This is a genomic window from Acinetobacter sp. NyZ410, assembly GCF_022828975.1.
GTDB lineage: Bacteria > Pseudomonadota > Gammaproteobacteria > Pseudomonadales > Moraxellaceae > Acinetobacter > Acinetobacter guillouiae.
This window is the reverse complement of the sequence record NZ_CP094620.1, coordinates 2,584,624-2,602,406: the sequence shown is the minus strand read 5'-3', so window position 1 is coordinate 2,602,406 and position 17,783 is coordinate 2,584,624. Positions and strand designations below refer to the sequence as shown.

Below are 17,783 nucleotides of genomic sequence, written 5' to 3'. Positions count from 1 at the left end.
TGCATGAAATTGAGGATTGATCTATTACGTCACGGGGAAACTACGCTGAATCATACTTTGCGTGGTTCGACTGATGATGAATTGACAGAATTGGGCTGGCAACAAATGCACCAGACCATTTCCTATGATCAATCCTCTGTGCAAACGCAATGGGATTTTATGTTTAGCTCGCCTTTAAAGCGCTGTTTCTCATTTGCACAGAAACTTTCTGAACAAGTTCAAATACCACTGATGCAAGATCACAGACTACAAGAAATTCATTTTGGTGATTGGGAAGGTATTTCAACACAGCAGATCTATGCAAAAACGCCTGAGTTATTAGAAAATTTTTGGCAATCTCCGACACACTTTACCCCGCCAAATGCTGAAAGATATTTAGATTTTCAGTATCGAATTAAGCAAGCATTACAAGCGATCAAAGAGCAGATGCTGGTTACACAAAGCCAAACAGCTTTGATTGTGACGCATGGCGGTGTGATAAAACTTTTAAAATGTATGGCGCTACAACAATCTCTTGATGATATTTTAAAAATGTCAGCAGAACTTGGGCAATTAAACCGCTTTATGTTGGACAGTGAAACCATGCAGTTAGAGTTATTGGAGGACAATAGATGACTCCATTTTTTATTGCATTGCAATTTTTAACGATTTTCCCTGTTTATTTAAAAAATATGCCTTCGCCAAAACAAAATGGTCAGTCACTGCTATTTTATCCAGTGATTGGGCTTTTGATTGGTTTGGTTCTGTTTGCCGTTGCCAGTTTTCTACATGTTTTGCCTGTAGTTTTACTCAGTACCATTATTCTGGTCATCTGGATTTTGCTCACGGGTGGCTTACATTTAGATGGTTTAGCGGATACTGCGGATGCTTGGGTCGGTGGCTTTGGTGATAAAGAAAATACCTTAAGAATTATGAAAGACCCAGCATGTGGACCGTTTGGTGTGCTGAGTTTAATTGTTATCTGTTTGATTAAATGGTCTGCACTGTATGTGTTATTACAGGAACAACACTATACTGCTTTGATTCTATTTCCTATTTTAGGGCGTTTAACACCATTATTTTTATTTCTGACCACTGAATATGTCCGTGAAAAGGGCTTAGGCTGGTCGATTGCTCAATATATCCCTAAAACTTGGGCAATGATCATTTTTGGTATCAGTTTATTGGGTGCGGGTTATTTTGTCTGGGTTGGTTTAGTGACGGCGACGATTTTTATTTTGACCTTGATTTATCTACGCTATAAGTTTATTCAACGAATCGATGGGATTACGGGTGACACCATTGGTGCCAGTATAGAAATCGCAGAAACCGTCTGTTTACTCTGTTTTATCATTTGTGGTTTTTATATTTAATCAGATAAAAAAAACCGAAGTTTTTAAAACTTCGGTTTTTAAATTGATTACTTATTTATGTTTATCTACTCATTATTTATCAGTAAATAATTAATAAGATTTTGATTTATATATCTATGCTAATCAAAATTAGAATTTTTTCTCTACACTGAACAAGAAGCTTGGAATAGCATCATTGACCCGAGCTTCATATAAAGCACCATCACTTTGATTATTTAAGCGCTCTTTATAGTCTGTACTCAAAATATTACGAGCACTCAGTGTTGTTGCCCAGCCTTTAGGGAAGCGTTTTGTCGCACTAATATCCACATTTACACGTTGATTGGTTGTACGATCATAGGGAAGATTGTCTAAAGCACGGGTAAATTCAGGCGTGTAGCTTAGATTAATACTGCTTGCCAATTGCCAAGGCTGGTAATTGTATGAAACGCCTGTACTTGCTGTATAAGGGGCAACATCACTGGCTAAACGGGTATTATGGTCGGTATCTTCGATTTTGGCGCGTACCGTCGATAATTGTCCATTCAACATAAATGAATGACCATTTTCGGTTTGTTTTAAAGCATAGCGACCTGAAATTTCTACACCGTAGGTTGTTGCTTGGTCTTGGTTATACGGACGTTCAACAAAGCGTGTGCCTTCTTGACGAATCACTTTTTCGATATAGTCATCAATATCTCGATGAAAAGCCGTAATATTTACGCCACCTGCAGTCGTGTTATAACCCAAGGTTGTTTCCAGTGCGGTGATTTTTTCAGGTCGAAGATTGGGATTACCACCACGGTCTGGGTTATTGATAGAGCCTGCATCAGCATCTGTTGAAATGGAAACAGTCGGCATGAGATTGTTACTATTTGGACTTTTAAAGGCGCGACTAACATTGGTTTGCAAAGACCATTGATCGTTAAAGTCTAAACGGTGTGCAAGCACAGGGCTGAGGTTTTGATCACTGTATTCAACCAAGCCTGAACGTTCTAACCATTCCTGACGTGCGCCCACGGTAAGCGTTTGACGTTTTGAAAACTTCCAACTGCCTTCCAAATAAAGTGCGTAACGTTGCTCATCTAATGTATCAGCAATATTGCTTGCTAGCGCATTAGCACGCGCATCAAGTCCAAATTTTACTTGTTTGCTTTCGTCAAACTTGCGTACCCCATCATACGCTAAGCCGTATTCATTCACAGTTTCATCAATATAAGAACTGTATTGATTGGAACGAGTGGATTCAGTTTCATTTTGCTTTTCAATAGACAAGCGGACTTTGTCTGAGTCACCTTTATCTTTACGCTCATAGCGGGTATTTAAACGAATACTGTCATTTTTATCATTTTGAACTTGATTACTGCTAGAGCCATCACTTTCATTCTTACGATAAAAAATTTCTGAAACCAGTTTTTGTTGATCATCAATTTGATATTCAACACGTGGTGAAAACATGGTATTTGTACGATTGGTAGTGCGTATTTGTTGGCGTGTACCATTTATATTTTCAATTTCCGTGCTTGATTTGCTGTCATTCCACATTTGATTGGCTGAAACACTGTAAATCCATGCACCATCACGCCCATCTGCTTGTACACTGATATTTTTACGCTGTTCTTCTTTTTGATCCGATTGGGTGATGCCATATCCTAATTTAACATTGCCACTGATTCGAGCATCGTCTAAGGGTTCTTTTAAAATGATATTGATCACTGCGGATGAGGCAACTGAGGCTTGAGCTACACTAGGTTGTTTGGTGATTTCAATTCGTTCAATCATTTCAGGCGTAATTGAGTCAACAATAGACATACCACCACGTGGTCCACCTTGTACGGCTTCACCATTAATCAAAAATACTGGTGCGCCGCCACCACGAAAACGCATGCTGCCTGAACCGCTTGATCCACGTGGTCCTTGTCCAGGTGTTGGCATTTGAAAACCTGCTGCACGTCTTAAAGCATCATTGACCGATTGATCGCCGAATTGCAGCATTTCTTCACGTGTCACAATGGTTTTAGCGACCGCACTGATATCAGGATCTTTAGCAGGTGTTTGTTCAGCGGCAAAAACCAAGGTTTTTAATTGTTTTGGTGATTCATTTTCTTTAAGTTGAGTCGCTTCAGTGGTTTTATTTGCAGATATTGTTTCATCATTTGCAAGGCTTGCAGAGGTGATGGCGAATATTGCAAGGCTTAAAGTACTCAATGTACCCCAGTAAAGTTTTGTACGGTGCATGTTGCATCGTTCCGTTTATGTAATTTCGCGTAAGATTAGCGCACAATTATGTAGAAATTTTGAGGAAAAGTGCATGGATGAAAAATAAATTTAATGCTGAATTTTTTTTATTTAAATCAAAAAAAAGCCTAATGATTGAAGCATTAGGCTGATGAAATTTCTAAAAATATAAACTGAAAAATAGAACAGGGGATTACCACATCAAGTCATCTGGAATAACATAAGCAGCATAAGGATCTTCCTCATCTGTCACTTGTTCATTCTTCTCAGAATTATTGACAATAATAAATCCAGTCATTTTTTCATTGATACGTTCACCCAAAGCTTTGGGTAAAATTGCGTAGGCATCATTATTGTCATGTGCAATTACCAAACTGCCTGAAACCAAGGCATTATAAACTTGCTGATTGATATAGATTTTCTTAACCGAACCATCGATAAACTGATAGACCGCATCGCCATCTGTATCTTTGATTTTATGTTGACCAATCATTTGGATAATTGAAGCTTTTAAGGCTTTTTCATCTAAAATGCGTTGTTTCTCTTGATTCAGCGCTTGGTCTTTACTGATTTTCTCTTGTTTGTCTTGTTCAATTTTAGCTTTAAGCTCAGCTTCATTACTCTGACCTGTACGTTGCTCGTGCTGTGCCTGCTTTGACAATTTCTTTGCTTTTTTATTATCCACTAAGCCAGCTTTGAGTAACTGTGCTTGCAATGCGTTTTTGACCATAACAATAACCAACCATTAAATGTGTTTCGAACCATGCCGAAAATAATTAAACCAATACGTTAAGCTGAGTATTAAACTTAATCCAGCAGGGATAAGGAATGAATTTAATTGTAAATAAGGATACACGATACTGGCAATCAGCCCACCCAGAATAAATCCGCAAAGAATCAATAAATGTAATGTGACACGGCGCTTTTCAATACCGAGTCCCCGAAAAAGATAGCCTAAAGCCAGACCAAGATCGGTTAAAACCCCTGAAAGATGTGTAGTGCGAATAATCGTGCCTTTATAGTGGCTGACCATGGCATTTTGCATTCCCATTGCGGTACTTGCCCAAAGTAAAGCATATTTGGGATAATAAGGAATAAATAACCAGCAAAGCAAAATAAACACACTGACAAGACTGAGTGGAACACCATATCTACGACCCAGTTTAAAATTGCTATTGCCTAAAATAAAGCCACTATAACTTGATCCAATCACATAACTGAGCATGACCAAGAAAAGGTAAAGCACATGATCATATTGTTGATGAATCAGTGCTTGCGCAAATAAACTGGCATTGCCCGTCATATGAGAGATGGATTGATGAAGCACGGTAATCAAACCAAGCACATTAATTATGCCTGCATTGACTGCAAGCATAAACGCACCTAGTTGAATCCAAACGGGCAAATACTGTAGAGGCATAATTCCTTCTTTTTATTCATATACCTTGTATATTACTTTTTAGAAAGATCAACTGCTGCTGTAAATAAGACATCAGTCGAGGAATTCAATGCTGTTTCTGTTGAGTCTTGAAGCACACTAATCACCATACCAATTGCAATTACTTGCATTGAGATTTCTGAAGGAATACCAAATAAACCACAAGCCACGGGAATTAACAACAGAGAACCACCAGCAACACCAGATGCACCACAAGCCGTTACCACAGAAACTACAGATAAGATCACCATAGTGACGATATCAACTTGAATACCAAGCGTATGCACAGCAGCGAGGGTGAGCACGGTAATTGTTACCGCTGCACCTGCCATGTTAATTGTTGCACCTAATGGGATCGCAACGTTAGCCGTAGTATCATTTACCCCTAAGCGTTTTGCCAAATCAAGGTTTACTGGAATATTTGCCGCAGAACTACGGGTAAAGAATGCAGTGATTCCACTTTCTCTTAAGCATTTTAAAACCAAAGGATACGGGTTTTTACGCATCACAAAACCAACAATCAAAGGATTGATGACGAGGGCTACAAAAAGCATGGTACCAATAAGTACAGCAATTAACTGGGCATAGTTCTTTAATGTCTCTAAACCTGCTTGTGCAAATGTTGCAACAACTAAGCCAAAGATCCCCACAGGAGCAAAAGCAATCACCACACGAATGATGGCATTAATTGCATCCGCAACATCTGTAATCACTTGTTGAGTGGTTTCTGAACCGTGACGAAGTGCTGCACCTAAGCCTACAGCCCAAGCTAAAATGCCAATGAAATTTGCCTCGTGTAAAGCTGTTATTGGATTGGTAATAAAACTAAGGAGTAGATTTTTTAATACTTCTGCTACGCTACCCGGCGGCTGTAAAGTCACTTCGCTTGCATGTGCAAAAACCAAAGTACTTGGAAACAACGTGCTTATCGTAATGGCACTAATCGCAGCCAGTAACATTCCAATTGCATATAATCCAAGAATTGGTTTTAAGTTACTCGCACCTTCGCCGACTTTAAAGTTAGCGATGGAAGAGAGAACCAAGACAAATACAAGAATTGGTGCAATGGATTTTAATGCTTTAATAAAAAGCTCGCCTAAAATAATGAAATATTGGGCTGAATTGGGGAATAGATACGCAACTATAAAACCAAGAATAATGGCAATAAGAATACGAGTAACTAAACTTAAACGTGCTAGGACAGCAAACATGTTGAACCTTTATGCCTAAACTGGTCTAAAATCGATGAACAAGCCGCGTATTCTATACCTAAAAGCGAAAACTTAAATAATACAATTTCGCCATAAAAATTAAGATATTAAAAAATATATAGCTTTTTCAGCAATCATAATAAAAAATGTTGATAAATTAAACGATTATTTAACTAAAAGTTTGAGCATCCAATTGATGCATGGCTTGGTAATGCGTTAAATAAATATTTCCACTGAGCTGTTTAATTAAATTGGACTGTTTTAAACGATCCATGACTGGACCTTTGACTTCCGTGAGATGCATTTGAATTTTTAATTTATTTAAATCACTGTTGATTTCTTCCAGAGTTTCTAAAGCACTTGCATCAATATTACTAATACTTGAGCAATTGATCACCACATGATGTAGTTCTGGGTGTTTACTGACTTCTAAAATGATAAATTCTTTTAAGGTATTGGCATTTAAAAAACTTAGATTTTCATCTATACGAATAGACACAATATTGGTACTGGTCAATACATCATGTCTTGAAATATTGCGGAAATGTTGCGTGCCTTCAACTAAGCCAATGACGGCAATATGCGGACGGCTAATACGCCATAACAGCAATAAAAATGTAGAAACAATACCAATAATCAAACCTGTTGAAATATCGATACACAACACCCCAAAGAATGTGACCCACATGGCAATCCCATCGGCTTTGGAATAACGCCATGTTTCGATGAAGGGTTTAAAATCAACCAATTTCCAAATGGATACCATAATGGTGACAGCGAGAATCGCCAAAGGAAGTTGTTTAAATAAACCGGTAAAATATAAACTCACAATCACGATAAAAATTGAAGATAACACACCAGCCATAGGCGTTTTTGCGCCTGCATCTGCATTAACCACTGTACGTGATAAACTGCCAGTCACAGGAAATGCTGACGTGACACCTGCACTAAAGTTGGCTAAACCCAGTGCAATCAGCTCTTGATTACTATTGAGCTCACTACGTTGTTGAAATGCTGTGGTCTGTGCAATAGAAATAGATTCGACAAAACTCACCATGGTAATCATGGCTGCACCGGGTAAAAGTTGGATCACCAAATCCCAACGCCAGTAAGGCATGGCAATTGCTGGAAATCCCGAAGGAATCTCCCCCACGGTTTTGATACCAAATTGATCTATATGCAGGAAATGTATTAACGTAATCGAAATAAACACCAGAACCAAGGGCAGTGCTTTCACCCAGAATTGTAGAGAATGTGCATAAGATTGGCATAACTTAGATTTAAAAAAAACGGGGATGTAAATCAAAAACAGAATCGCACAGACACCAAAAATTAAAGTCTCAATACTGGTAAAGCTAATGTATTGCCATATGCTTTGAATAAACTCGATAATATTGCCTGATTTTAAGGGAACATCGAGCATAAACTTAACTTGGCTGAGTGCAATCAATACTGCGGATGCGATGATAAAACTCTTAATCACAGGATGGCTGATTAAACGGATTAAAAAGCCGAATCTAAAAATTCCCAGTAAACTTGAAAGTATGCCGACGAGAAGTGCCAATAAACATGCTGCTTGAATATATACAGGTGAACCCACCTCATAGAGCGGTTCAAGCGTAGCAAAGGTCATCATGGAAATCAGTGCAACAGGACCAATAGAAAGCGTTGGACTGCCACCCACAATGGCATAGATGATCATGGGTAAAATACTGGCATATAAGCCAGTCACAGGAGGCAACCCAGCAACCATGGCATAAGCCATACCTTGAGGTACAAGCATTGCAATGACGATTAAAGCAGCAAGTAGATCAGCCCTAAATTTAGGGACATTATAGTCTTGCAGCCATTGCCATGCAGGGAGTATTTTACTGAGTTGAACTTTTGGGGCAGCCATTGGAACTTCATTAGCATATTTTCATATATATTATGCAGAAAAAATGCTAAGAAAAATAGCGACAGCTAACTTATATACTGAATTGTTTGTTTTTATTTTAAATTTATATAGACGCTAAGATGTGTATTAAACCTGTGGGCAATACAAATCATATAAGGTTGTTAATACCACTGTCAGTTTTTGATCTTTAATAGAATAATAAATTTGCTTCCCATCACGACGTGTTGAAACAACATCACTTTTACGTAACATCATCAATTGTTGAGAGAGCGTCGGTTGATTAATCTGAGTTTTTTCTTCTATTTGCGAAACATTTAACTCTTCTTGAGCAAGATGGCATAAAATGAGTAAGCGATCTGTATTGGCTAAAGATTTTAAAATAGCCACGACTGATGCAGCTGATTCACGCATTACATCAATTTCAAGATCACTAGACATCGGTAGGTTCCATCCATTATTTAATACAGTATAACTGTGTCAGTGCATGTCGTATGGCTTTTAGCTTATGTTTTTTGATGAATTTCTAAATCAATTTTGTGAATATATCTTCACATTCTGTTTTAACTTTCTACAGAACTAGATTTTCTCTGTTTACAGTTGAATAAATAGACAAAAATAAGTGATATGTTAAGATGTAACTACAGCTAAAAATAAAGCTGAGGATATTTGACATGACGACATTTACAGCAATGAAGACGACATTACGTGAGGAAGCAACGATTCCAGTGCTTGCTATCGATGCGTTTAGTGCGGCATTTAATCATGCAAGTCAGTCAAACGCTACAATCACTTATGTAAAAGATCAACAGCTGGTTCAACAAAACAATGGTGAAATCAAAGTTGTTGAAGATTTATCTTCTGCCTATGTGGTTCCCAAGCTTAAACACAGTGTGTTAAAACGTAAAAAGAAACAAGAGGTGATGGCATAACTTTATATGCGACAGCCGAGAATAAGAATGTTTGCTGGTCCAAACGGATCAGGTAAAAGCACAATTAAAGACTATTTAGCGCCCCATCAGATTGGGGCATATTTAAATGCAGATGAGCTTGAAAAACAATTATCTGCGACTCAAAGTTTGTGCTTAGATGATTATCATCATGATTTATCTAGCGTAGCGTTACTGAAATTTTTAAAACAAAAAAAACGTAAAAAGAATGACCAAGTCGTGCCGCTATTATCCTCAAAACCACAAATTGTGGATGGACTCATTGTATTTAACCGAGATGAAATTGATTCCTATCTTTGCGCACGCATTATCGATTTTATTCGGATGGAATTTTTAAGGTTAAAAATGAGTTTCACTTTTGAAACTGTGATGTCGCATATCAGCAAAGTAGAGTTTCTACGTGAAGCCCAGAAACAAGGCTTTAAAACGTATCTGTACTATGTGGCAACCGTTGACCCAAAAATTAATATTGGACGTGTGCAATATCGGGTCGCTACAGGTGGTCATGCTGTACCAGTGCAGAAAATCTGTGAGCGCTATTACCGCAGTTTAGATTTATTGATGTTGGCAATTGAAGCCTCAGATCGTGCATATATTTTTGATAATTCAAGTCACGGTGAAAAAGCAGCTTTTATTGCAGAGATCGAAAAGGCTGAAGTACTAAAACTAAATCCTGTTGTAGAGCATTTCCCTAAATGGTTTGTAGACAAAGTATTGAGTGAATTTAATTAATTTTAAGATTAGATCTGTTTGATAAACAAAAAATCATATTGAGTGAAACATATTGGTATTAAAAGTTTCTTCTTCGTTTGGGATAAGGCAAGAATGAGGGGATTTTATGTTGATTTATCGTATTAAAAAGGATTGATAAACGAAGTCTATTGGTAAAATATTAAAAATTAAAATAAATTGTAAGTTATTGATTTTATTCTTAAATATGAATAATACCATTCAGGGATTTAAATCAAAATTAAAAATTAGGCTGTGCAATTCGTAGCTAATCATATAGAGAGATTGTATTTGCAGTTATGCCTTTGATTTGCATATTTCTATATATCCTTATCTGAAGATGAGGTTGATTAATTTAAATAATTATATATTATAAAAACATATATTGTATGGGTTTAAAGCAATGCATGATTTTATACTGGCCTTTTTGGGGGGAGTCCTACTTGGGCTGGCTGTAGTTGGCTACTTATTTGTAAATGGTCGTGTTGCTGGGGTAAGTGGTCTAATTGCACAAGTCCTCAATCCACACAGAATTTTTAAAACACCCGCTTTGTGGTTTTTATTGGGCTTATTCAGCACACCATTTATTTATAGAGTGATTTTTAATCCTGAAATCGTGATGCTAACGACAAGCCCAATTTTACTTGTCATCGCAGGTCTATTGGTAGGCTTTGGCACACGATTAGGATCAGGCTGTACCAGTGGTCATGGAATTTGTGGGATAAGTCGTTTGTCTAAGCGTTCAATTGTCGCAACCTGTACCTTTATGCTGGCTGGGTTTATTACGGTGTATGTGATGCGCCATGTGATTGGAGCTTAATCATGAAAAATATCTTTGCATTTATCTTTGGCGGGCTATTTTCTGTAGGTTTAATGCTCTCGGGGATGTCGAATCCAGCAAAAGTCATCGGTTTTTTAGATATATTTGGCCAGTGGGATCCAAGTCTGGCTTTTGTGATGATTGGCGCAATAGTCGTTGCATTTATTCCTTTTCAAAAAGCGATACGTGATCCTGTAACTGTGTTTAATGAAGTGATCGAATTACCAAAAAATACCCAACTCGATACAAAGTTAATTGCAGGCGCTTTCATTTTTGGTATAGGTTGGGGAATAGCTGGAATTTGTCCAGCACCAGCATTTACATTGATTGGTTTAGGTTATTATCAAGCCCTATATTTTATTGTTGCCATGCTGTTTGGCGTATTGATTCATCGCAAAGTGACAGGAGCATAATTTTTTATGAATCCATTTGTACAAGATTTTTTTGATGAAGCCAGTAATACCTTTAGTTATGTGGTGGTTGATCCTGCAACTCAATACTGTGCCATTATTGACAGTGTATTGGATTATGATGCGTCATCTGCAACAACATCGACAATACATGCAGACCATATTATTGAGTATATTCAAAAACATCAGCTTACAGTGCAGTGGATTCTTGAAACACATGTACATGCAGATCATTTAACAGCTTCGCAATACTTAAAAGCACAATTAGGTGGTCAAATCGCCATGAGTGAAAAAATTGTGACTGTTCAAGATATTTTTAGTCAAATTTATAATCTTGATTATCAGGCTTTAAAAGCACAACATTCCTTTGATTATTTATTTAAAGATCATGAGATTTTTAAGATTGGTGAGTTAGAGGCATATAATCTCCCTACGCCAGGTCATACCCCAGCTTGTTTGACCTATGTGATTGGTGATGCAGCCTTTGTTGGTGATACTTTGTTTATGCCTGATTATGGCACAGCGCGTTGTGATTTTCCAAAGGGCAGTGCGGCACAACTTTATGATTCTGTAATGAAAATTTTTAACTTAGCAGAGCATACTCGGTTATATTTATGTCATGATTACCTGTCAGAATCACGCCTAGATTATCATTGCCAAACAGACATTAAGAGCCAACGTGAAGAAAACATCCATATCCATACAGGGGTAACTAAACAAGCCTTTATTGCGATGCGGGAACAGCGTGATGCTACATTGGCTATGCCGAAATTGATCCTTCCAGCCATTCAAATCAATATGAATGCAGGTCAATTTCCTGAACCTGAAATAAATGGTATTCGTTATTTAAAATTACCTTTAAATTATTTTAGGTAAATTGCTTAAATTAAAATGTATTTATTAAATGATAATGATTTGAATTTTTGTTCAATAATTATGCGATTTAATCACCATGATTATTTATTTAGTTTTTTAAAATAATTTTCTTTAATATGCTTGAAAATTACGCAATGATTGATTTTTTTATGAATATTGTTAAGATTATTGTAAATAAGTGCAGAACTCAAGCATGGAATTGAGTCTCTTTAGAATAAATCATAACAGGGGGATTTTTTCTCATATTACAAAATATAAAATTTATTTATCAGGTTGATATTTAAAGATAATTTAAATAAACATAGGTTTGTCATAAATTTGAAACATACCTAAAAACTTAAAAGAATAGATTTTATAAACATTATTGTATACAATTTAAACTTATTGGTTAAAGTGTGACTTATATCACATGGTTTTTTTAAAAAAATAACGACTCGACACTTGGGTTATACAAGAAGCTGTGGTTATTTAAAATACATATAAGTTTGAACAATGGTTTATCTTAATTTTTGCGTTGATAGATAGGATTAATTTATGGCAGGCATTTATTTACCTTTGCATTCGAGTTTGAATCAGGTGGGTTCATTTCCAAAGTCTATAACTCCTCGATCTGCGCAAATTTTGAATGAAGTCAAAGAAGCATTAGATCTGATACCCCACCTTATTTGGGTGACAAAATTGGGGATTGGCTATTGTAATACCCCATTAAAAGAATTTATTGGTGTAGATACGCACAATATTTGCGATTCCGATTGGATTAAATGCTTACATCCTGATGATGCAGAACATATCTATAATATTTGGATAACAGCGCAGAAAACTGGTCAGCGTTTTGAAAAAGAATGTCGTATCCGTCATGTGAATGGCGACTATCAATGGTTTTTGCTGATTGCTCAAAGTACGGTTTATAAACAACAGTTTTTTGATTGGACCATAACCTGCACCAATATTCATGAACGTGCAACGTTATTACGTGAAACCAGTGAGTCACTAAAAGCCAATACAGATATGCTTGATGTCAGTGTCGACTGTATCAAAATTATTACACCAGATGGTTATGTGTCACATATGAATAAATCTGGTTGTATTGCATTACTAGGACAAGAAAAAGTAAAAACTTTTGGTATGGAATGGCTTGGACTATTACCACCAGAAGTGCGTGAGCAGGGTAAAAAAGCCATTAAAGAAGCGGCAAAAGGGAAAAACGCCAGATTTGCAGGTAAAAGTGTCTTTGGTAATTTAACCATGTATTGGGACAATATTTTAACCCCAGTTGTCAATGAAAATGGTCAAACCACCAGTATTTTATGTGTTTCACGAGATATAACCAAACAACGTATTGCAGAAGAAAAACTCAGAGTGATCTGTGAATTTGATGAAATGACGAGTTTGATGAATCGTCGTGCATTTAAAAGAAGGCTAAAGGTATCAATCTCTAAAGCCAGAGAAAATCGAAGCAAAATTGGATTGTTACTGATTGATTTAGATCATTTTAAACATATTAATGACACATTAGGTCATTCTGCTGGTGATCATTTACTTAAGGTTTTATCTAAACGCCTTGCGCATTGTTTAGATGAAAATGCCTATATCTCAAGACTCGGGGGTGATGAGTTTGCGGTGGTGATTGACCATGTAGAAAGCCATGCACAGATTGAGGCTGTTTCCAAAAAATTATTACAACAACTCGATGCGCCTATTACTTATAGCGGTAAATTGCTGAACGGTGGTATGAGTATCGGCGGTTCAATTTATCCGCACGATGCCAAAGATGGCTCAGGATTGTTGAAATGTGCAGATGCTGCTTTAAATGATCTTAAAGAACGGGGTCGTGGCGGTATTCGTATGTTTGGTGTAGACATGTTTGAAATTGCCCAAAGTAAAGCCAAGCAATTAAATACAGCGCGCCAAATTATCCGTAACAATCAAATTGAACCATTTTACCAACCTAAAGTGAAACTGGATGATTGCTCAATTATTGGTTTTGAAGCATTACTCAGATGGCGAGATGTAGAGGGTAATGTTTATTTACCTGCGACTGTTGCTGAAGCATTTAATGATTTTGAGTTAGCGACCAAAATCAGTGAAACCATGCACGATAAAATATTTACAGATATTTCTCATTGGATCAAGCAAGGCTTTAACGTTGTACCGATTTCAATCAATGCTTCACCTGTAGAGTTTATGCGGGATAATTATGCCGAAATTTTATTAAAGCGCTTAACCCAGTATGCCATTCCACATCATCTTGTTGAAGTCGAAATTACTGAACATGTTTTGGCTGATCGTGGCTATGAATATGTCATTCGCGCGTTAAAAAAACTTAAACAAGAAGGCGTGCGGATTGCCTTAGATGACTTTGGAACAGGGCATTCATCGATGACGCATATTCGTGATTACCCTGTAGATAGTTTAAAAATTGACTATAACTTTGTAAATCGTATGCATGAAGAAAAGTCAATTAAAGCGATCGTAGAAGGGATTGCAAAATTAGGTCCAATCCTTTCTTTAGATATTATTGCAGAAGGGATTGAAACGATTCAGCAGCTTGAAAATTTAAGAGCCGTGGGCTGTAAATTTGGCCAAGGTTTTTTATTTAGCCAAGCAATTTGTGCTGAACAAGTGCAAGAAATGTTGCAGTGATGGGCTTTGGATTAACAACAATGATTGGGTTAAATTGTGCCTTAACTCAATCATTTGTATTGCATACATAAAATATAGAAAAACTTTAAAAAAGGGCTTGAAAAGTCTACAGACTACAGGTATTGTAAATTCAATATAGATTTTTATGAACGACATAAAGATGAAAAAGCAACCTGCAATCGCTACTTCTTATTATTTCTGGCAATTCTTTAGATAATTGCCTGAAGTCGTTCGGGCAATGAATTGGTTGCCCATCAAAGTTAATACCTGATCGGCAACACCGATCAGGTTTTTTTATATCTGAATGTTAAAAATATTTTGAATCAATTAAATGTAAAGATTTTGGAGAATGTCATGATGAAATTTAACTACGTATACTTTAGCAACTTTTATTGGACTTACTTTGGTCTAGTGAAAAACCTGATCGCCCATTTGAATAGATCCCATACGCTCAAATAAAAGTTCGGACTTTGTAGAGTCCAAAGGAATACATCATGAATGCACTAAATATTGCTTTACAACAAAATCAAACCATAGAAACTCAACTCAGTTTGCCTTATGAGTTAAAAGAAAAATTTGCATTAAAACACAAGCTTGCTTTACAAATCGCTGAGCAACGCCAAACAATTGAAAATATTCTCGATGGTACAGATGATCGTCTGTTGGTGATTACTGGCCCATGTTCTATTCATGATGAAAAATCCGCATTGGAATACGCAGATCGCTTAATACAATTACAAGAAAAAGTGTCAGATCAGATCTTTCTAGTGATGCGTGCATATATTGAAAAGCCACGTACAACAGTGGGATGGAAAGGGTTTTTATACGATCCAAATTTAGATGGATCTGCCAATATGCAATTGGGCTTAGAAAAATCACGCCAATTGTATTTACAAATTATTGAAAAAGGTTTGCCAATCGCCAGTGAAATTCTAAGCCCTATGGCAACTGCATATTTTGATGATTTGTTGGCTTGGGGTGCAATTGGTGCACGGACCAGTGAATCACAAATTCATCGTGAAATTTCAAGCCATATGCCTTTTAGTATTGGCTTTAAAAATGGGACAGATGGCTCGATTCAAATTGCTTTAGATGCAATTCAATCTGCAAGTCATCCTCATCAGTTTCTAGCCATGGGTCAAAAGGGATTGCCTTGTATTGTACATAGTCATGGTAATCCTTTAGCACACATCATTTTACGTGGTTCAAATAAGGGCACAAACTATGATGCAGAATCGATTCAGCAGATCCGCCAACAGCATCAAGGGAAATTGCCCGCATTGGTGATTGATTGTAGTCATGGTAACAGCAGTAAAGATCCTTTAAAGCAACCGTTGGTTTTACAGCAAATCATTGAAGAAAGACATATAACCCATGTACGTGGTGTAATGCTAGAAAGTCATTTGGTGGATGGTAATCAAAAAATCTCTTGTGATATGACTTATGGTCAATCCGTTACAGACGGTTGTTTAGGTTGGAATAAGACGGAGCAATTGTTGTTGGATGTTGCAGAGCAGCTTTCGAAACAGGAGTTGTTGCAGACGGCTTGATGTACCTTATTTTCCGTTACGATATAAACAAAAAGATCAGACTCATCTGATCTTTTTGTGTTTAAACATTATTTTTAAGCATTAGGATTTTAAAAATTAAAGCCCAGCTTCATATTCGCTATTGCTGAGTAACTTTTCAACATCTGCAATATTGTCTGGTTTAATCTTATAAATCCAACCTTTGCCATACGGGTCGTCATTCACAAAATCTGGATCATCTTCAAGGGCAGTATTCACTTCTACAACTTCACCCGAAACAGGCGCATGAATATCAGATGCTGTTTTAACGGATTCAACTACACCAGCCTGAGCGCCAGCAACCACATGGCTACCCACTTCAGGCGCTTCAACGTAGACTAAGTCGCCTAAAGCATCTTGAGCATGGTCAGAAATACCAGTAATCACAAGATCACCTTCAATTTTTACCCATTCATGTGTTGCTGCATATTTCAAATCTGAAGGATGATTCATAATGACTCCATTAATCAATTTATTTTTGGCACGAGTTATACAGGTTTTTTAATCAAAACAGAAAGCAGAGATACTGATAAACTTATTCATCGAAACAAATAATCATGATAAATCACATTATAAGTATGGGTCTTTGCGCCAACTACTTGGGCTACGACCACTCCAGCGTTTAAATGCACGACTAAAGTTTGCAACATCACTATATCCGAGTTCATCTGCAATTTGTTCCAGTGTATAGTCAGTACGTGACAGTAACGATGTGGCATGGCGATAACGTACTTCATCTACCAGTGTAGAGAAAGAAGTACCTTCTGCAGCCAACTGACGCTTTAATGTACGGTCTGACATATGCAGACGATCTGCGACATTTTCAATACTTAAATAATGCTGTTCCGAATGAGTCAAGATATCACGTACACGCATTGCCAAACGACGTCTTTCACCCAAAGCTGAAAGTTCTGCTTCACATTGATTAATCGCAATTTGACTGGCAATCGGGTCAGCATTGACCATTTTTAAGCCCAAGTAGGATTTGTCAAAACTTGCAATGAGATGCGGCTGTTCAAAACGCATATTGTATTGCTTTGCCAGTTTCTCTATGTATTTGTCAAAACCATCAGGCTTGGGAAAATCAAAATCGATATCGCCATGCAAATAATCAATACCAGTCAAAGCTTTTGCCATGGTCATAATACCAAAGGTTAGCCCCATCACAATTTCTGTACGTAACGGTTCGATTTCGATATCACATTGCAATTGAAGTGTGGCTTTTTCACCAAAAGTAGAAAAATACAATTGTAGAAAGGGCATACGCAACTGGATAAAACGGTTGGCTAAAACAAGCGCATCGGTAATATCGTGTGCTGTCATGATGGCATAACCAATAAAGCCATGAATGGAAATACGCATTTGTGTACCGAGATGAAAGCCTAAGGTACTTTCACCTGTGAGTTTTAATGCGTGTTTAATCAATTCATTGGCAAGTGGTGTTGGAATCCGACACTCAGGATCTGCTAACTGTTCGCTTGTAAAATTAAAAGGTGCGAACAGTGTTTCTGCGCTATACCCCCAACGAGAAACAATATCTAATAATAATAGTCCATAAACACCAGGAATTCCCTGATCTTGGCGAGCTGAGACTGTTTTCATGTGCTTTCCATTGCTCTGAACATTGTTTTTACTTGTTTAATCATATTGTCATGATATGGAAAAACCCTTAAAT

General features: G+C 37.1%; 17 protein-coding genes. 9 read left to right on the top strand and 8 right to left on the bottom strand.

Annotation, left to right across the window (positions count from 1 at the left end; all coding sequences use genetic code 11):
• The first annotated feature begins 3 nt into the window (after positions 1-3).
• Positions 4-615, top strand: coding sequence for a histidine phosphatase family protein (locus MTO68_RS12320; RefSeq protein WP_004720201.1), 612 nt, complete (start codon positions 4-6; stop codon positions 613-615).
• On the top strand, positions 612-1,352 hold the full coding sequence (locus MTO68_RS12315; protein WP_034616781.1) for an adenosylcobinamide-GDP ribazoletransferase: 741 nt from the start codon (positions 612-614) through the stop codon (positions 1,350-1,352). The genes MTO68_RS12320 and MTO68_RS12315 overlap by 4 nt, the downstream gene beginning before the upstream one ends.
• A gap of 129 nt (positions 1,353-1,481) precedes the next feature.
• Here MTO68_RS12315 and MTO68_RS12310 read toward each other — a convergent pair whose 3' ends face one another.
• The 6 genes from MTO68_RS12310 to MTO68_RS12285 all read right to left on the bottom strand — a co-directional run bounded on the left by MTO68_RS12310 (position 1,482) and on the right by MTO68_RS12285 (position 8,553).
• Positions 1,482-3,569 carry a TonB-dependent receptor gene (locus tag MTO68_RS12310; RefSeq protein WP_034616784.1) on the bottom strand — a complete coding sequence of 696 codons (2,088 nt, stop codon included), beginning with the start codon at positions 3,567-3,569 and terminating at the stop codon, positions 1,482-1,484.
• 193 nt (positions 3,570-3,762) lie between these two features.
• Positions 3,763-4,299: a DUF2058 domain-containing protein gene (locus MTO68_RS12305; protein WP_004720210.1), complete on the bottom strand. Its 537-nt coding sequence runs from the start codon at positions 4,297-4,299 to the stop codon at positions 3,763-3,765.
• Between the two features lie 15 nt (positions 4,300-4,314).
• Positions 4,315-4,989, bottom strand: a complete 675-nt coding sequence (locus MTO68_RS12300) for a YoaK family protein (RefSeq protein WP_244012662.1) — start codon at positions 4,987-4,989, stop codon at positions 4,315-4,317.
• A gap of 32 nt (positions 4,990-5,021) precedes the next feature.
• Positions 5,022-6,218 carry a serine/threonine transporter SstT gene (gene sstT, locus MTO68_RS12295; protein ID WP_244012660.1) on the bottom strand — a complete coding sequence of 399 codons (1,197 nt, stop codon included), beginning with the start codon at positions 6,216-6,218 and terminating at the stop codon, positions 5,022-5,024.
• Between the two features lie 169 nt (positions 6,219-6,387).
• Entirely contained in the window at positions 6,388-8,115 is a 1,728-nt protein-coding gene (gene sulP / locus MTO68_RS12290; protein WP_244012658.1) for a sulfate permease, read from the bottom strand.
• Between the two features lie 126 nt (positions 8,116-8,241).
• Complete coding sequence (locus MTO68_RS12285) at positions 8,242-8,553, bottom strand: metalloregulator ArsR/SmtB family transcription factor (protein WP_244012657.1); 312 nt, start codon at positions 8,551-8,553, stop codon at positions 8,242-8,244.
• A 233-nt stretch (positions 8,554-8,786) separates the two neighbouring features.
• Between MTO68_RS12285 and MTO68_RS12280 the strand changes: the two genes are divergently transcribed.
• From MTO68_RS12280 to MTO68_RS12250, 7 genes are all read left to right on the top strand, one after another.
• A complete protein-coding gene (locus MTO68_RS12280; RefSeq protein ID WP_244012655.1) occupies positions 8,787-9,044 on the top strand; it encodes a hypothetical protein in 258 nt (85 codons plus the stop codon).
• A gap of 6 nt (positions 9,045-9,050) precedes the next feature.
• Positions 9,051-9,794, top strand: a complete 744-nt coding sequence (locus MTO68_RS12275) for a zeta toxin (RefSeq protein ID WP_244012654.1) — start codon at positions 9,051-9,053, stop codon at positions 9,792-9,794.
• 400 nt (positions 9,795-10,194) lie between these two features.
• Positions 10,195-10,611 (top strand): YeeE/YedE family protein, encoded by a 417-nt coding sequence (locus MTO68_RS12270; protein ID WP_244012652.1) that lies wholly within the window; start codon positions 10,195-10,197, stop codon positions 10,609-10,611.
• 2 nt (positions 10,612-10,613) lie between these two features.
• A complete protein-coding gene (locus tag MTO68_RS12265; protein WP_034616528.1) occupies positions 10,614-11,024 on the top strand; it encodes a DUF6691 family protein in 411 nt (136 codons plus the stop codon).
• Positions 11,025-11,030: 6 nt separating this feature from the next.
• Complete coding sequence (locus MTO68_RS12260) at positions 11,031-11,897, top strand: MBL fold metallo-hydrolase (RefSeq protein WP_244012650.1); 867 nt, start codon at positions 11,031-11,033, stop codon at positions 11,895-11,897.
• A gap of 534 nt (positions 11,898-12,431) precedes the next feature.
• On the top strand, positions 12,432-14,540 hold the full coding sequence (locus MTO68_RS12255) for a bifunctional diguanylate cyclase/phosphodiesterase (protein ID WP_244012635.1): 2,109 nt from the start codon (positions 12,432-12,434) through the stop codon (positions 14,538-14,540).
• 494 nt (positions 14,541-15,034) lie between these two features.
• The gene (locus MTO68_RS12250; RefSeq protein WP_244012633.1) at positions 15,035-16,090 is read left to right on the top strand and encodes a 3-deoxy-7-phosphoheptulonate synthase; all 1,056 of its coding nucleotides are present in this window, start codon (positions 15,035-15,037) and stop codon (positions 16,088-16,090) included.
• Between the two features lie 96 nt (positions 16,091-16,186).
• On the opposite strand, the gene gcvH is transcribed toward MTO68_RS12250, so the two are convergent.
• On the bottom strand, positions 16,187-16,561 hold the full coding sequence (gene gcvH, locus MTO68_RS12245; protein ID WP_004720254.1) for a glycine cleavage system protein GcvH: 375 nt from the start codon (positions 16,559-16,561) through the stop codon (positions 16,187-16,189).
• A 117-nt stretch (positions 16,562-16,678) separates the two neighbouring features.
• Complete coding sequence (locus tag MTO68_RS12240) at positions 16,679-17,710, bottom strand: AraC family transcriptional regulator (protein ID WP_004720255.1); 1,032 nt, start codon at positions 17,708-17,710, stop codon at positions 16,679-16,681.
• Positions 17,711-17,783: the final 73 nt, after the last annotated feature.

What these genes read in the sequence shown, in the direction of transcription:
- MTO68_RS12260 (WP_244012650.1), top strand. Translation starts at nt 11,031, where the DNA reads ATGAATCCATTTGTACAAGATTTTTTTGATGAAGCCAGTAATACCTTT.
- sulP (WP_244012658.1), bottom strand. Translation starts at nt 8,115, where the DNA reads ATGGCTGCCCCAAAAGTTCAACTCAGTAAAATACTCCCTGCATGGCAA.
- MTO68_RS12265 (WP_034616528.1), top strand. Translation starts at nt 10,614, where the DNA reads ATGAAAAATATCTTTGCATTTATCTTTGGCGGGCTATTTTCTGTAGGT.
- MTO68_RS12310 (WP_034616784.1), bottom strand. Translation starts at nt 3,569, where the DNA reads ATGCACCGTACAAAACTTTACTGGGGTACATTGAGTACTTTAAGCCTT.
- MTO68_RS12315 (WP_034616781.1), top strand. Translation starts at nt 612, where the DNA reads ATGACTCCATTTTTTATTGCATTGCAATTTTTAACGATTTTCCCTGTT.
- MTO68_RS12240 (WP_004720255.1), bottom strand. Translation starts at nt 17,710, where the DNA reads ATGAAAACAGTCTCAGCTCGCCAAGATCAGGGAATTCCTGGTGTTTAT.
- MTO68_RS12305 (WP_004720210.1), bottom strand. Translation starts at nt 4,299, where the DNA reads ATGGTCAAAAACGCATTGCAAGCACAGTTACTCAAAGCTGGCTTAGTG.
- MTO68_RS12275 (WP_244012654.1), top strand. Translation starts at nt 9,051, where the DNA reads ATGCGACAGCCGAGAATAAGAATGTTTGCTGGTCCAAACGGATCAGGT.
- MTO68_RS12250 (WP_244012633.1), top strand. Translation starts at nt 15,035, where the DNA reads ATGAATGCACTAAATATTGCTTTACAACAAAATCAAACCATAGAAACT.
- gcvH (WP_004720254.1), bottom strand. Translation starts at nt 16,561, where the DNA reads ATGAATCATCCTTCAGATTTGAAATATGCAGCAACACATGAATGGGTA.
- MTO68_RS12320 (WP_004720201.1), top strand. Translation starts at nt 4, where the DNA reads ATGAAATTGAGGATTGATCTATTACGTCACGGGGAAACTACGCTGAAT.
- MTO68_RS12270 (WP_244012652.1), top strand. Translation starts at nt 10,195, where the DNA reads ATGCATGATTTTATACTGGCCTTTTTGGGGGGAGTCCTACTTGGGCTG.
- MTO68_RS12255 (WP_244012635.1), top strand. Translation starts at nt 12,432, where the DNA reads ATGGCAGGCATTTATTTACCTTTGCATTCGAGTTTGAATCAGGTGGGT.
- sstT (WP_244012660.1), bottom strand. Translation starts at nt 6,218, where the DNA reads ATGTTTGCTGTCCTAGCACGTTTAAGTTTAGTTACTCGTATTCTTATT.
- MTO68_RS12280 (WP_244012655.1), top strand. Translation starts at nt 8,787, where the DNA reads ATGACGACATTTACAGCAATGAAGACGACATTACGTGAGGAAGCAACG.
- MTO68_RS12285 (WP_244012657.1), bottom strand. Translation starts at nt 8,553, where the DNA reads ATGTCTAGTGATCTTGAAATTGATGTAATGCGTGAATCAGCTGCATCA.
- MTO68_RS12300 (WP_244012662.1), bottom strand. Translation starts at nt 4,989, where the DNA reads ATGCCTCTACAGTATTTGCCCGTTTGGATTCAACTAGGTGCGTTTATG.